This window comes from Gilvibacter sp. SZ-19 (genome assembly GCF_002163875.1).
GTDB lineage: Bacteria > Bacteroidota > Bacteroidia > Flavobacteriales > Flavobacteriaceae > Gilvibacter.
On sequence record NZ_CP019333.1, the window covers coordinates 199,870 to 215,880 of the forward strand.

The following is a 16,011-nucleotide window of genomic DNA, read 5'->3' on the forward strand; positions in this document are numbered from 1 at the left end:
CATCGACGCATAGGGCGACTGGTCGGATTATCCTTTTTATTGTTTAAGGGACACTGCATATTTGTGCTGTAGAGATAAGATCAACATTATGAACATCACAATCAAAAAACGAATCAGTCTTCTATTTTTTGCCCTAAGCAGTTTCATGCTACAGGCACAAGATCTAGAACTCCGCGGAAGCCTGGCAGACCAAAACGAAGCGCCGATTGCCTTTGCCACTACCTATTTATATCAGGTGCAGGACAGCACTTTGGTAAAAGCTACAATTAGCGATGAAGCCGGAAACTTTATCATTAAAGAATTGCAGCCTGGCTCCTATTATTTACAACTCAACAGTCTGGGTTTTGCTCCGTATACCTCCGCAGCAATTACACTTAATGATAGCATGACGCTACCTCAGATCGTGCTGGAAGAAGCTGCAGAAGCCTTAGATCAAGTTACTATAGTGGCAGAAAAACCAATTGTGGAGGTATTGGCAGACAAGACTGTCTTTAATGTAGACAAAACCATCAATGCTACCGGAAGTACCGGATTTGAGCTGCTTAGAAAAGCCCCAGGAGTCCTAATTGATAACAACAACAGCATTATTGTAGAAGGAAAAGCAGGCGTACAGATCTATATAGACGGGCGCCCTTCTGTCCTTGCAGGTCAAGACCTGATCAATTATTTAGAAACGCTTCAATCCACAGATATTGAATCCATAGAGATCATAACCCAACCATCTTCTAAATACGAAGCTGCAGGAAATGCGGGGATCATCAACATCATACTAAAACGCAACAAAAGCCTTGGGACCAATGGTAGTTTGACCTTAGGGTATATTCAAGGTAAATATCCAAGAGTTAACAGTTCTATCAACCTGAACAATAGAGGTAAAAAGACAAATATTTACGGTACCTATTCCAACCGCTTTGGGCAAGGCTTTGGTTTCATTGACCTCTTTAGACGTCAGAACGGTACCACCTTTGACCAACGCAGTACAACTGTTTTGGACAACAATAACCACAATATCAAGACCGGAATTGACTATTATATCAACGACCGCCACACTTTTGGGGCCTTGTTTACGGCCAATTTTAGCAATGTGATCAACAATACCAATAGTAGAACCCCAATTATTCCGGCTGGGCAGCCCATGCCCGTAGAGGTTCTTATAGCTCAGAGTAATTCAGACAATGTAGCTGCCAATTTGAATGGAAACCTCAACTATAAATACAAGGACACCATAGGACGTGAATTTACTGTAGATCTCAACTATGGCAATTTCAACAGCGATCGGAATAACTTTCAGCCCAATTATTATTTAGACGGAGCCCAACAAGATACGGTAAGCGAGTCTATTGCGCGATTCATCACTCCTATTAAAATAGACATTTTTGCGGGTCAAGTAGACTACGAGCAGCCTTTGTGGGGTGGAAAGCTTGGAGCCGGATTGCGTTACTCCTATGTACAGACCAACAATGTCTTTGACTTCTTTGATGTGATCGACGGAATGGAGATCTTGAATTTAGAACAAACCAACACCTTTGATTATACCGAACAGATCAACGCCGCTTATTTGAACTACAATATCCGCTGGGATAAATGGAATTTGCAATTTGGACTACGCGTAGAGCAAACCATTTCAGAAGGAGACTTGACCTCGGCTCAGGACAATGCCAACGCCTTGGTAGAACGCAACTACACCAATTGGTTCCCCAGTGGTGGAATAACCTACCAGCTCAATCAGAAGAACAGTTTAGCACTGACCTACAGTCGCAGAATTCAGCGACCGACCTATCAAAGTCTGAATCCGTTTCAGTTCAAGATCGATGAGCTGACCTTTAGACAAGGAAATCCCTTCTTGCAGCCGCAGTACACGAACAATATCAAACTTTCGCATACCCATAATTACCGTTTGACCACCTCTTTTACCTATACCTATATCTCGGACTTCTTCGCGCAAGTGACGGAAGCCTTGGGAGAAGATCAAAACTTTATCAATCAGCGTAATGTGGCCAATCAACGGGTATATAATATTGGGGTTTCCTACCCTACTCGTATTAATGATTGGTGGTCGATTTATTTGAGTCTGAATGCCTTTAGAAGTGAGTACGAAGCCACTTCTCCAGACTTTCTTCCGGTGAGTCAGAACACTTTGAGCTTTTACGGACAGAACACCTTTAGCCTACCAGTAGGCCTGACCTTTGAGGTTTCCGGTTGGTTCCAATCGCCATCGATCTGGGGTGGTACCTACCGTACTGATAGCCTTGGATCTTTAGACGTGGCACTTCAGAAAAAATTCTTTAACGATAAACTCACGGTAAGAGTGGCCGGAAGCGACATCCTATTTACCTCACCCTGGTCTGGAGTTACGGAATTCGGAGACCTGGTAATAGACGGCAATGGCGGCTCCGACAGCAGGCAATTCCGATTGAGTCTCAACTATAACTTCGGTAGTGATGAGATCAAACAAGCCCGCAAACGTAAAACAGCCATTGAAGATGAAAAAGGAAGAATTGAAAATTAATTTAAAAAACACAGCAACTATGAAAACGATAATTACTCTTAGTCTTTTACTGTCTGCTCTTATTTGTCAGGCGCAAGACAATTACCTCACCATTTATAAGTCAGATAGCCCGTATGATCAAATCAGCTATCCGCCAAATACACGCTTTGAGCTGAAAGATCAAACTGGGAAAGTAGTTTTTACTCAAAACAGTAAAGAGGCAGAATTCCTAATAGATAAGACCTATGAACTTACGCTCTACCCGAGCTATAAAGAGGAGTCTGACACCTATACACTCCGCAGCGGAAAATTAAGCCTAAACCCGGCCCACCGGCTGCGCGTAACACAATCTGCGAGTAACTGGAACTATTCTTCGCACGGGGTTACGGTCGAAAAAACGCTTTATCCATCAAAAAACAACTACGGCCTGCAAAACCTGAAACTGGAATTTAGCAATGGCGTGACTTTTAGTTATACGGACGGAAATTACAGCGCAACCCTAGCAGGCAAAGAGCTAGAAATTAAAGGAAAATACCTCATCTACAGCACCCTTGGCATTCATAAGGTGAGCTTTAACCCGCAAAACGGCAAAGTCTATTGGGTTTTTGAACCTCGATCTTAAAGCCCGCTGATGTAACTCCCGTAGAGATCCTTAAAATGAAGCCCATCGCCCATAGGATGCTTGCTGAGCTTTTTATACTCGGCTAAGGCCCAAAGAATACTCTCCTTGTAGAAGGCGCGGTCTTCTTTGGGTATGTCTGGGGTGTATGCACGCACCAGATCATCCAAAGGATGGATTCTATTCAGAGCGACTATATATTCTTTGTCCGATAAATTGTCTAACAGTTCAAATCCCGGTTCTTCGAAGAACCAAGCCACTACTTCAGCATAAGGATCCTTGTCGCCATCGCGTTGCAGTTTTTCTACCTTTGGGAAGTGCTTCTCAAAACAAGCTAAGACAGCATCTGCAATTAACTGTTGTGCCACCTGAGCAGCTCCTTCTTGCTCGCCTTCGTAAACCAGCTCCACCTTACCAGTAATGGCAGGGATAACGCCCATAAAGTCACCCAAACGAACAGTAGTTTCGGTTTCTTTATTCAGTAAAGCTCTTCGTTCTGCCGTACTTAAAAGATTTTGATAGGCCGTTATGCTCATTCGAGCGCTTACACCGCTCTTCGCATCTATGAATTCGCTTTTGCGCGCCTCAAAACTTATTTGTTCCAAAATATCTTTAGCCATGTCCGGCACATAGACATTCCCCTTCTCTGCCGCAGCAGCTTCGGTCTCTTGGGCTGTGATTTTACGAGCGATCTCTAAATTGTCCGGATAGTGTGTTAAGATCTGTGAACCTATACGATCTTTTAGTGGAGTTACTATACTCCCGCGATTGGTATAATCTTCCGGATTGGCAGTAAAGACAAATTGAATGTCCAAAGGCAGACGCAATTTGAAGCCGCGGATCTGTACATCTCCTTCCTGAAGGATATTGAACAATGCAACTTGAATTCGCGCTTGAAGATCCGGCAATTCGTTGATCACAAAGATGCAACGGTTTGCCCTTGGGATCATTCCAAAGTGAATTACTCTGTCATCTGCATAGGTTAGTTTTAAGTTGGCGGCCTTTATCGGGTCAACATCGCCAATAAGGTCGGCCACAGTTACATCTGGTGTGGCCAATTTCTCTGCAAAGCGATCTTCGCGATGCAACCAACTGATCGGCGTATCGTCTCCCTGCTCGGCCAAGACTTCACGAGCATATCGAGAAACAGGCGCAAAAGGATCGTCGTTGATCTCGCTACCGGCAACCACAGGAATATATTCGTCTAACAGGCTAACCATTTGACGTGCCAATCGGGTTTTTGCCTGCCCGCGCAAACCTAAAAGGTTGATGTTGTGCTTACTGAGTATGGCGCGCTCCAGCTCTGGAATCACCGAGTATTCGTAACCGTGAATACCTTCGAATACTGTTTGCTTGGCCTGCAATTTTTCAATAAGATTCTTGCGCAGTTCATCTTTGACCGATTGGTACTGAAATCCTGCTGCTTTTAGATCTTTTAAGGTCTTTATCTTTTCTAAGTTCATAGTGCTTATCCTTTAATTCGCTTTTTGCGATTGGCTTCATAATCCGTAAATATCATTTCGCCCAATCCCTTAAGACCGGTGTAAAAGGCCTTGCCTTGATTGGCAGCGGTAAAATGATCTACAAACTGCATCAAATAAGGGTCTTGAGCTATCATAAAGGTGGTAATGGGTATGTGTAGTTTGCGCGCCTGGGCCGCCATGGTATAGCATTTACTCACGATATGTGGATCCAAACCGTTACTGTTCTTATAGTAACGCCCGTCTGGCAATTGCATGCAACTCGGTTTCCCATCGGTGATCATAAAGATCTGTTTGTTGGTATTTCTTTTTCTGCGGAGCATATCCATTGCGAGCTGTAGCCCAGCGACCGTGTTGGTATGATAGGGCCCCACCTGCAGATACGGGAGATCCTTGACCTTTATGGGCCAAGCATCGTTACCAAAAACAAGGATATCTAAAGTATCCTTAGGGTAACGGGTCATGATCAATTCCGATAGCGCCATGGCCACCTTCTTCGCAGGAGTGATCCGATCTTCTCCGTAGAGGATCATGCTGTGACTTATGTCGATCATCAAGACCGTACTCATCTGGGCCTTATACATGGACTCTTCTACCACCAGGTCGTTCTCGGTCAAATGGAAACTATCCAAACCGTTATTGATCTGTGCATTGCGCAAACTCTCGGTCATGGATATTCTATCCAATGCATCTCCAAACTGATAGTTGCGGAACTCCCCTGCCATCTCGTCTCCATTTCCGGTATACTTGGTCTTGTGATTTCCGGAGCCGCTGCGCTTGAGCCTACCAAAGATCTGTTCTAGCGCTCGCTTACGTAAGGCTCGCTCCGTTTTCTCTGTCAAGGCAACACCGCCAGAACCGTCTGGTTTGATCTCTTCTCGGATGTATCCTTTCTTTTTGAGATCCTCCACAAAGTCATCCAAAGTATAGTCGTCTGTGGTCAGTTGGTACTCCTGGTCCAACTGCTCCAACCAGTCCATAGCTTCGTCAAAATCGCCAGAAGTATGCGTGATCAGCTCCTGAAAAACCTCAAACAGACGATCAAAGGGCGACTGCTCTTTGGCTTCGTGTCTGGTAAAGGCAAAACCGATAGATCGATTGGGTTTCTTCATTTTATAAAATTAAGACATTCTAAGGCCAATAGCTAGGTGTTAACACTGCTTTAAGAAATGTAAAATTGTTATGTAGTACCTTTAAGCATTCTGTAAACCAACCTGACAATGAAACACCTTTTATTAGGCGTTGCCATCCTGTTCTCACTAGGCGGATGGAGCCAAACTCTAGACTTAGAACAATTTGAAAACATGCAGCCCCGAAACATTGGTCCGGGGGGAATGAGTGGTCGTGTTACGGCCATAGACGTAGTACATGACAACCCACAAGTGATGTACGCCGGAACAGCTTCTGGTGGCCTTTGGATGTCTGACTCCGGAGGGATCGACTGGGAACCTGTATTTGACGATCAGCCCACAGCCTCAATAGGTGCCGTAGCTATTCAACAATCTAACCCAAGTGTTATTTGGGTTGGAACCGGAGAAGGAAACCCAAGAAACAGCCTAAATGGTGGCTTTGGGGTATACCGATCTTTAGATGGCGGTAAGACCTGGCAGTCCATGGGACTGGAAGAGACCCGTCACATACACCGTATCATTATTCATCCGAACGACCCAAACACCGTTTATGTCGGAGCAATTGGAAGCCCTTGGGGAGAACATCCGCAGCGAGGAGTGTACAAGACCACAGACGGTGGAAAAAGCTGGAAAAAGATATTGAGCGCCAATAACAAAACTGGAGTTGCAGACATGGTTATGGATCCGTCCAACCCAAACAAACTCATTGTAGCCTTATGGGAGCACAAGCGTGACCCATGGTTTTTCAACTCCGGAGGCGAAGGTTCCGGGCTTTTCATCACTTATGACGGCGGTGAGAACTGGAGCGAAAAAACAGAAGAAGACGGCCTACCTGCGGGCGATCTCGGGCGTATAGGAATTGCCATTGCCAGAAGCAAACCCAATGTGGTTTACGCCTTGGTAGAATCTAAAAAGAACGCCTTGTACAAAAGTACTGACGGTGGAGAATCTTGGAAGATGATCAACAACAAGAGCGACATTGGGAACCGTCCGTTCTACTATTCTGAGATCTATGTGGATCCGCAAAATGAAAACCGCGTATACAGCATTTTCACCTATGTGAATGTCTCTGAAGACGGCGGAAAGAATTTTAATGAACTCATGCCGGCCTACGGTGTTTCGAACGGAGTTCACCCAGACCACCATGCTTGGTGGATCCATCCAAAAGACGGCAATTTTATGATCGACGGAAACGATGGAGGTCTTAATATTACCCGAGATGGTGGAAAGAATTGGCGCTTTGTCGGGAACATTCCTGTGGCGCAATTCTATCACATTGCAGTAGACAATGAATTTCCTTATAACGTTTATGGCGGAATGCAAGACAACGGTTCTTGGCGAGGTCCGGCCTATGTTTGGCGCGCACAAGGAATTCGCAATTCGTATTGGCAAGAGATCAGTTTCGGAGACGGATTTGATGTGGTTCCAGACCGCGACGATTCGCGTTTTGGTTGGTCTATGAGTCAGCAAGGTTATGTTTCGCGCTACGATTGGCAAACCGGTAACAACTACTCTGTGCGCCCAACACATCCTGATCCGGATGTGCAGTTGCGCTTCAACTGGAACTCTGCTATCAATATCGATCCGTTTGACAACAGTACCATTTACTTCGGATCTCAATTTGTGCATAAGTCTACCGATAAAGGTTTGACTTGGGAGATCATTTCTCCGGACCTTACCACCAACGATCCGGAGAAACAAAAACAATCGGAAAGTGGCGGCCTTACCATGGATGCTACTGGTGCGGAAAACCATACTACGATTTTGGTCATTGAGCCTTCTCCCTTAGAGCAAAATATGATGTGGGTCGGCACGGACGATGGCCGTGTCCACTTCACCACCAATGGAGGAGCTAATTGGACCGACGTTTCTAAGAATATTAAAGGTTTACCTGCGGGAAGTTGGATTGTGCAGATAAAAGCCTCCAACAAACGTAAAGGAGAGGCTCTTCTTGTAGCCAACGATTACAGAAGATACAATTACGACGCTTATGTGTACCGCACTAAAGATTACGGAAAGACTTGGCAGCGAATTGTTGATAACAATGACGTAATCAGTTATACCCTTTGTGTTGTAGAAGATCCTGAGGAGGAAAACCTACTTTTTATGGGAACCGATGACGGCCTTTATGTGTCAATAAACGCTGGTGGCGATTGGGTAAAATGGACCAACGGATTCCCTACAGTCCCTGTGAAAGACCTAGTGATCCATCCGAGAGAGCACGATCTAGTTATTGGAACCTTTGGGCGTGCGGCTTGGGTATTGGATGACATTAGACCGCTTCGCGCTCTAGCTGCAGATGCCGCCAAGGCAAAAGCAACCCTAACGATGTTCGATCCGGCAACGTCTTATCTGGCCGCGTATCAGCAGCCAACTGGAAGTCGTTTTGGAGGAGATGCACTGTACAATGGTGAGAACCGTAGCTTTGGAGCTCCTATTCGCTATTTGATCAACAAACCAGCCAAAGACGAAAAAGAAGAAGGCGAGGCTGAAGCAGGTGAAAAGGCCGTGAAGTGGGATTCCATCACTTTAAATATTTACGACGGCCAACGCCTAATAAGAACCCTGAAGCAAAAAGCGCCTAAGGACAATAAAGTGAACAGCTTTACTTGGTTCTTACGCGAAAAGGGCGTAGACAGACCAAGTCGACGTATTCGTACCAGAAACTTCGGAGAACCGGGAGGAGTTCAGGTGAAGCCTGGCACTTATCGATTAGAGATGATCTATGGTGATCAAACCGCTAACAGTGAGATCACCGTAAAAATGGACCCGAGACTGGATGTTCCGCCTCAAGCCATTGAAAATGCTTATCAGAACGGCAAAACTTTAGAAGCCATGACACAAACTGCAGCAGACGCAGTAAAACAATTGGTGGAAAGCAAAAACATAGCCGAAGAATACAAATCCAAGTTGAGCAAGCTAGATAAGGAGGCCCATAAAGAGGCTATAGATCAAAGTAAGGAGATCGTAAAAGCTATCGATGAAGTGATTGCGCTTTATTTGGGCAAAGTAGATGACCGTCAGGGAATTACCCGTAACCCAGAAGTGACCATTATGCAGCGTATTGGACTTGCAAGACAATATGCCACTAGCCGTCCGGCGGGAACCACTTCTACAGAAACTCGTCTGATGACTCAAGCCAGAACAGCTTTGCAAGCCGGTTTGGAAGCCACCAACAGTTTCTTCAGTGAAAAGTGGCCAGAATACCGTCAGGCTATGGAAGCAATTAACACCTCATCTTTTAAAGAGGTAAAACAATTCAGTTTGCAAAATTAATTTGCCTAAATTCGGTTCGAAGACCGCTTTTATGGAACGCAACTATACCAACACTAAAAAAGCAGGCCTCATTTTGGGGCCTGTTTTGTTCGTTATTCTTTGGCTTTTTAAAGGGCAACTACTCAGTGAAGCTGCAGATCCTGTTATAGCTGTAGCAGCTTGGATGATCTGTTGGTGGATCACAGAAGCTGTGTCTATCTCAGTGACCGCGCTTTTACCTTTGATTCTTTTTCCCCTCACCAACGTGATGCCCATTAAAGAAGTAGCACCTCATTACGGCAGTAGTATTGTTTTCTTATTCTTCGGAGGTTTTGTAATGGCACTCGCCTTAGAGAAAGTGAATCTGCACAAGCGCCTGGCGCTTTCTATTATTAAGATCACCGGAACGAGCCCGAATAGAATCATCCTTGGATTCATGCTGGCCACGGCTTTACTGAGTATGTGGATAAGCAATACCGCCAGTGCTTTGGTGATGCTGCCCATTGGTCTCTCTGTAATCAACTTGCTTATAGACGATGCAGACGGTTTTACCAAGAACGACCGTAATTTTGCCTTAAGCGTGATGCTTGGAATAGCCTATGCGGCCAACTCCGGAGGAATAGCGACCATTATCGGAACACCACCGAATTCCGTGCTCATCGGATTTCTGGAGAACGAATACAATACCACCATCTCTTTTTTGAATTGGATGGTCATGGGACTACCCTTTTCGCTTGTTATGATCGCCTTGGTATATTTTATTTTGGTACACGTTGCATTTCCCAACCGCTTAAAACGCTTTGATGCATCTAAAGAACTCATCGATGAGGAACTAAAGAAACTCGGTGGCTTGAGCCGCAAAGAGAAACAAGTCTTGGCAGTATTTGCCGTGGCCATCTCTCTATGGATCTTTAGAGGCGTGCTGAACAGCCAATTCCCCGGTTTGGGCCTTACAGATACCGAAATAAGTATGTATGCCGCCATTGCCCTCTTTGTGATCCCAAACAGCTTCTCTAAGGGACAGTTCATTCTAGACTGGGAAGACACTTCAAAATTGGCTTGGGGGATATTGATCCTATTCGGCGGTGGGTTGGCCTTGGCCTCTGGCCTCTCGCAAGTAGGTATTATCACCACTATTGCCAATTATATCGCTGCTATGGATGGCCTGAGTACGACCACTATAGCAATCCTTATCATTGCGGTCATGCTCTTTATGACCGAACTAATGAGCAATGTAGCCTTGGTGGCGATCTTTGCACCAGTTGTTGCGGGTATTGCCTTAGGGCTCGACATGCCGATGGAGCATTTGTTGATTCCCGTTGCAATGGCTTCTAGTTGTGCCTTTATGCTGCCCATGGCTACTCCGCCCAACGCGATTGTATTCGCCAGCGGTTATATCAAGATCAAAGATATGGTTCGAGCGGGTTTCTTTTTAAATCTACTGGCAATTGGTCTGCTATTTATCTTTTTAAAGCTGGTGATACCATTTATTTTTTAATTGATTAATAAAGCTGTAATTTTAAACAAACCAATCCAATTGATTATGAAACGCATATCTATAATGTCCTTTTTAGCTTTGGCTATCGCCTTTAGCAGTTGTAAGAACGAAGCCAAAGAAAAGGAATCCGAAACCACAGAAGAGACCGCAGTTGAAAAAGAAGTTGAAGTTACCGAGGAAGTAACTGCAATTAAGTTCAAGTTGGAGTCTAAAAGTGAATCTGGAGCTACCGGAGCAGTGAAATTCACAGCAGAGAACGGCAAAGTAAGTATGTTGGCAGAACTAAAAGGCCTAACAGAAGGAGTACACGCCATTCATATACACGAAAAAGCAGACTGTAGTTCTCCAGATGGTAAATCGACGGGAGGACACTGGAATCCCACCTTTCAACCTCACGGAGCGTGGGGAGCAGAAGCCGGATACCACCTAGGAGATATAGGAAACTTTACCGCAGACGCAGAAGGTAATGCTACGGTTACCTTTGAAACCGACCTGTGGTGCATGGGCTGTGGTGATGAGAAAAAAGATATACTCGGAAAGGCCATCATTGTGCACCAAGGAGCAGACGACTTCACTTCTCAGCCTTCTGGCGCTGCTGGAGCTCGTGTTAGCTGCGGAGGAATTATCGAATAGTTTTTACAAAATAGCATAGAAAAACTCCTGTCAGTGCTACAGGAGTTTTTTTATTTATACTTTTGAGTCAATGAATCCCTCTGCAGCCGGTTGGATAGATAAATTTTTCCACGAGTTTTCTCAAGAAGACCTGCTTACCCCATTTGAATCTAAGGGCCGTTTTTACGCGCGTTTACGCAAAACGGGGTTTGTCTACGGGAACTCGGTCTGTGCCTTGGTCGATAGACCGATCAGTGAACTCAAACTAACATCCGCAGAATACAACAAAGCCAACCTACTCCACAGTTTGTATGTGATCTATTACAAACAGACAGGAATTGTAGGGGTTAAAAAATTCTTAGAACACGCCATTAGTTTTTACCGCGAGATTGACAGAGGCCGTATGAGCTTGTTGTCTAAATTATCACTGGGAAAATCATTGAGCAAGAACCTGGAGAAGATTCTCTCGGCCCGAATATTAGAAAGCGATGCAACGCTAAAAAAAGAGCAGACTTATGCCTTTTCTAATGTGTTATTGGCAACAGACCTACTCACTTATCAGATCTATTGCGAATCTCCTATGCTGGCTAAGAACTATGCTACATCCTTAGAAAAAGCTATTGCTACGTATTGCTTCGGAGCCTTACAATCTAAAACTAAGCAAGATAAATACGACCTGCTACTTTTAGAACTCTTTGAAATGGCAGGCTTGAGTACAACGGCAGCTCCGTTAGAGATGTTCTTTAGCGATACCCAAATGTCGTTAACCGCTCCATATCTGCTAGATCTATGCTGTATGGCCATAAAGGACGATCTCAAGGTTGAGCCCTCGGAACGCGCCTATATTATGCATTTGGCAATACAACTCGGATTAGATCAGAGCGAGGCCGAGTTAGCTTTAGACGAGCTGGAAGAATTCATGGATGAGCACGAGAATGCCATTCACTTCTTTAACCATACGCACCCAGTACAGCATTTTTACAAACAGACCAGCAGCACGGTAGAGCGCTTGATCTTGAGAAATAAAAAACGCTTGCTTAAAGAATTGAGCGAAAGTGGAGAATTATTGGTATTGTTAGGGCAATCTACGCTGCGCGAGCTAGATGCGAAAGAAAAGGACAAGGTTAAAGAACAATTGCTAGATATGTTCAAAAGCATACCGTCGCTAACCATTTTCCTATTGCCTGGCGGGAGTTTACTGCTGCCTTTGTTCATTAAATTCATTCCAAAGCTACTGCCCTCCGCTTTTAATGAAAATCGCATAGACGACAATAAATAAAAAAACCCTCGCCGAAAGCGAGGGTTTTTTATTGCTAAAGGTTTGTCATTATTGTTTAACGACACGTTTAACGGTTTGTCCTTGATCTGTTACGATCTGAACAAAATACATTCCTGAGGCCACATCGTTTAGATTAAACTGGATCTCAGCTCCCGCACCCTGTACATTGAAACGCTTGATCAAACGACCATTTACGTCGTATAGGTTCACGTCTTCTAAGATAGCTGTGCTGCGGTTGCGCAGGGTAAGCTCTCCTTGACTCGGGTTAGGATATAGTGTTATTACATTGTCGATTCCAAATTCGTCTACGCTCAATACACCCTCTACAGTTAAGGTAAAGGTACAGTCGCTGAAGTTTCCGGCAGCATCTGTAGCCGTAAGCGTTACCGTATAAACACCAGGGCCTAATTCAGCTCCTACAGCAGGATCTTGAGTGATAGTAGGATCTTCTGGACAGTTATCAGAGAAGGTCGCAGTTAGCGAGTAATCTGGAACTACATATGGAAGTCCGTCATCTATGATGTACAATTCGTCATCTGGACAAGTGATCTCCGGAGCAACGTCCTCTGCCACAACTTGTGTCAAGGTACGAGCTGCAAGACATCCTGCAAATCCGATTCCAATATTGTCGTTAGCAACTCCAAAAGAAGCCTCTAAACATGCATTTGGCCAATCGGCAGCGCTATCAGTATCTCCATTTCTCTGGAAGGAATCTGAACATAAAGTAGTAAGATCCGCTCCTGCTCCTGTCCAGTCAAGGTCCGCAGCAGTAATATTGAAACCAGCTACGGTGATATCGAAGGTCGATAAAATAGAAGCTGATACATTCCAAAATGCAGAGTCTACTACGTTTCCGTCTGGGTCTAAGATAAGGATCCAACCAGCGTCCCCGCTGTCGTTACCCCACCAGATATTGTTACCCCAGTAATCTGAAGAACCTGCTTGATCGCTCCAAGCGATAGCTTCGTTCTCTTCCATTACGCCAAGAGTCTTTACAATTGGATTTACCGTGTTGATGTTAGAGAATGGTTCTTCACTAAGAACTACGCGGTATCCGGTATAATCCGTTTGTACCCCAACGTTTTGGATCTCCAAACGGTCTGGCGTTTGCATAGTAACTTCAGAAATAACCAGTTTAGACAAGAAGTCATCTGGAGTCTCTTCTGCCCAAAGGTCTATAGAACCTGTTGGTGTAAAGGTGTAATCTGTTCCTTGGAAAAGGAAAGCTCCACCCACCTCAGCATCAAACCAACGAATGTTGTTTGCAGGGTTTACTGGTGTAGCTGTTACAGTTACCTCGTCTCCGATACAAACGTCTGTAACTCCTGTTGTTAACGGAGAATCTGGAGTTTCTAATACCTCGATATCGTCTGAAGCTATAGAAGCCGTAGCACATTCAGAATCTGCGATCTCATAGCTGATAGTATGGATACCAACCCCAGCCACTGCAGGGTCAAAAGTATAGCTGCTTCCGTCACCGTTATCGGTAACTCCAGGTCCGCTGTAAATTCCTCCTAGTGGAGTACCAGCTCCTACCACAGTAAAGGCAGTCTCTGAGTCACATACATCTTCTGGAGCAGTGAAAGTTGCCTCACCTGTTGGAGTATCGAAATTCTCAGAACCATCTGTAGTACTGAAAGAAGAACCTTGAACAGCGTTCACACCAAGACCACGCTTGGCAAAAGCATCCCAAATGATACATACGTTAGCTCCTCCGTAGATAGCGTTGTCTGCCGCGATGATCGCGTCACGTCCGTCTACGAATCCAGGGCTACAAGGCTGTAATTTCATAGCCTCAGTTACCAAGGCCAATGCTTTAACGTTACCGGCATCCAAAGAGCTGTCTCCGGTAAAGTTGTAAATATCAGCATCCCATCCGCTAGCATCGATAAGACCCCAGGTCATTTCCCAAAGCATCATTGCCCAAACAGATCCTACTCCGTGAGGAATAGCAGAAGACCCTATAAAGTCATAGGTCTGTGGATTGATATTCATATCGGTACTGTACGGGAACGGACGAATTCCACCTCCGTCAGGACCTTCGTTGAAAAGATACGTTCCTACTCCACGAGGGTCAACACCAGCATCTCCTGGCTCCATGGTCATTACAAGACCGTACCAGTCAGACCATCCTTCTCCCATTTGCTCAGAGTTGCCCAAACAGCCAGCAGCGCCAGGTCCTCCAGTCAAACGGTTAGAGATTCCGTGTCCGTATTCGTGAATAATTACAAGGTTGTCGTAGTCTCCGTCACGGGAACCACAAGTATACATTTGCATACGTGGGTTTCCACCATCTGGCGGAGTACCAAAGTTTGCATTACAAGTACCTGAACCGTCTTGAGCCTCTGAATCTACAGAGTCAGAACCAGCACCGCCGCCACCGTAATTGTTTTCTTGAAAGTTTCCTGCGGCCTCATCAAATCCGTACTGATAAAGTACATCGTGGATAATGTTGGTCCAGTAGAATAAGTTAGTTACAGCCGCAGCTTCGTATTGTGTAGAAGGCGAATAGTTGATGTCCCATTCGTAACCAACTCCTCCGAAGAACAAGTTAGCTCCTCCATCTGGTTGGAATCCTGGGTTATCGCCATCTTCATAAGCGTTTGCATTATTACCACGAGTAGTGGTGAATTCCGCTCCTGGAGCTCCGTTAGTATCGTGCCATCCAAAAGGAGAAGCAGTCGGGTCTGCAGGATTCACCTCGAAAGTACGCGCTCCAAAGAACGGGCTTTCCAAAGGCAAGGCGAAAACTTCATAACACTCAATACAACCAGCAGCCGCTGATTTATCTACGGCAGGTTGTAAGTTCAAGTTGAAGTTCATCGCGTTCTCGTGGTCTCCGTGATCGTGATCGAACTCACAGGTAACCATCCAGTTCACACGGTCAATGATGCGTCCGGTAGAAGCATCTACGCGAACAGACCACCAATTCTCTTGGGTCAACTCTAAAATAGAAAGATCCCAAGCCAAAACGATATCGCCGGCTTCGGTTTTCTGATAGGTCAAGGCCACTGGAATGTCCAATTTAGAAATACCACCATCGCTCATGATCATTTTAGGAGATCCTTCTGAAAGATCTTCGATCACAGTAATGGCTTTAGATGGCGTATAACCAAGCTCATTGGCAGCAGCGGTAATAGCAGCAGCAGCTGTAAGTCCAGGGCTGGTCATTCCACTAGATTTCTCTATGGACTGAGCAACAAAACCGTTGTTCATCTTGATAAGCGTTCCATCTGCCTTGATGTGTGCAGATGATTCAGAACCATAAACAGGAATGCCATTGACCAATTGACGGTAATATACGTGGGTTAGACCACTTACCTTACTGGTACTTTGGCTGGTGATTTCGAACTGAACGTCTTGGGGGGTCAGTCCGTGATTTTCTCTTTGTTGGGTTAAGTAGTTGGTGATGGTTGTTGTCGCATCCTGAGCGAATGATTGGGAGGTAAAAATCCCAATAATCCCCAGGAGTACAACCAGGGTACATTTTTTCATAGAATTTTTGATTTAGCGTATTTGTTTTTCTAAACGTGCCCTAAAGTATTAAAAATTCGATGAATTTGATAACAGAAATTTAACAAAAACTATCAAATGTTAGTTTTTTTAACATTTGGGAATAATTTTGTTTAAAGTTTCGCTATCAGGGAAT

The 16,011-nt window shown here is 44.9% G+C and carries 9 protein-coding genes; 6 read left to right on the forward strand and 3 right to left on the reverse strand.

Features of this window, described 5'->3' with window-relative positions; translation table 11 throughout:
* Nucleotides 1-88: 88 nt before the first annotated feature.
* Both BTO09_RS00910 and BTO09_RS00915 read left to right on the forward strand, forming a co-directional pair.
* On the forward strand, nucleotides 89-2,509 hold the full coding sequence (locus BTO09_RS00910) for an outer membrane beta-barrel family protein (protein WP_087522866.1): 2,421 nt from the start codon (nucleotides 89-91) through the stop codon (nucleotides 2,507-2,509).
* A 19-nt stretch (nucleotides 2,510-2,528) separates the two neighbouring features.
* Nucleotides 2,529-3,110: a hypothetical protein gene (locus BTO09_RS00915; protein ID WP_157663391.1), complete on the forward strand. Its 582-nt coding sequence runs from the start codon at nucleotides 2,529-2,531 to the stop codon at nucleotides 3,108-3,110.
* On the opposite strand, the gene BTO09_RS00920 is transcribed toward BTO09_RS00915, so the two are convergent.
* Nucleotides 3,107-4,570: a magnesium chelatase gene (locus tag BTO09_RS00920; protein ID WP_087522868.1), complete on the reverse strand. Its 1,464-nt coding sequence runs from the start codon at nucleotides 4,568-4,570 to the stop codon at nucleotides 3,107-3,109. The genes BTO09_RS00915 and BTO09_RS00920 overlap by 4 nt on opposite strands.
* 5 nt (nucleotides 4,571-4,575) lie before the next feature.
* Nucleotides 4,576-5,700: a VWA domain-containing protein gene (locus tag BTO09_RS00925; protein ID WP_087522869.1), complete on the reverse strand. Its 1,125-nt coding sequence runs from the start codon at nucleotides 5,698-5,700 to the stop codon at nucleotides 4,576-4,578.
* 108 nt (nucleotides 5,701-5,808) lie between these two features.
* On the opposite strand from BTO09_RS00925, the gene BTO09_RS00930 reads away from it, so the two are divergent.
* The 4 genes from BTO09_RS00930 to BTO09_RS00945 all read left to right on the forward strand — a co-directional run bounded on the left by BTO09_RS00930 (nucleotide 5,809) and on the right by BTO09_RS00945 (nucleotide 12,362).
* Nucleotides 5,809-8,994, forward strand: coding sequence for a hypothetical protein (locus BTO09_RS00930; protein WP_087522870.1), 3,186 nt, complete (start codon nucleotides 5,809-5,811; stop codon nucleotides 8,992-8,994).
* A 31-nt stretch (nucleotides 8,995-9,025) separates the two neighbouring features.
* On the forward strand, nucleotides 9,026-10,471 hold the full coding sequence (locus BTO09_RS00935; RefSeq protein WP_087522871.1) for a DASS family sodium-coupled anion symporter: 1,446 nt from the start codon (nucleotides 9,026-9,028) through the stop codon (nucleotides 10,469-10,471).
* Between the two features lie 45 nt (nucleotides 10,472-10,516).
* Nucleotides 10,517-11,104, forward strand: a complete 588-nt coding sequence (locus BTO09_RS00940; RefSeq protein WP_087525454.1) for a superoxide dismutase family protein — start codon at nucleotides 10,517-10,519, stop codon at nucleotides 11,102-11,104.
* Between the two features lie 70 nt (nucleotides 11,105-11,174).
* Entirely contained in the window at nucleotides 11,175-12,362 is a 1,188-nt protein-coding gene (locus BTO09_RS00945) for an LETM1-related biofilm-associated protein (RefSeq protein WP_087522872.1), read from the forward strand.
* A 48-nt stretch (nucleotides 12,363-12,410) separates the two neighbouring features.
* Here the strand turns inward: BTO09_RS00945 and BTO09_RS00950 are convergent, their stop codons facing one another.
* Complete coding sequence (locus BTO09_RS00950; protein ID WP_087522873.1) at nucleotides 12,411-15,857, reverse strand: M36 family metallopeptidase; 3,447 nt, start codon at nucleotides 15,855-15,857, stop codon at nucleotides 12,411-12,413.
* Nucleotides 15,858-16,011 lie beyond the last annotated feature (154 nt).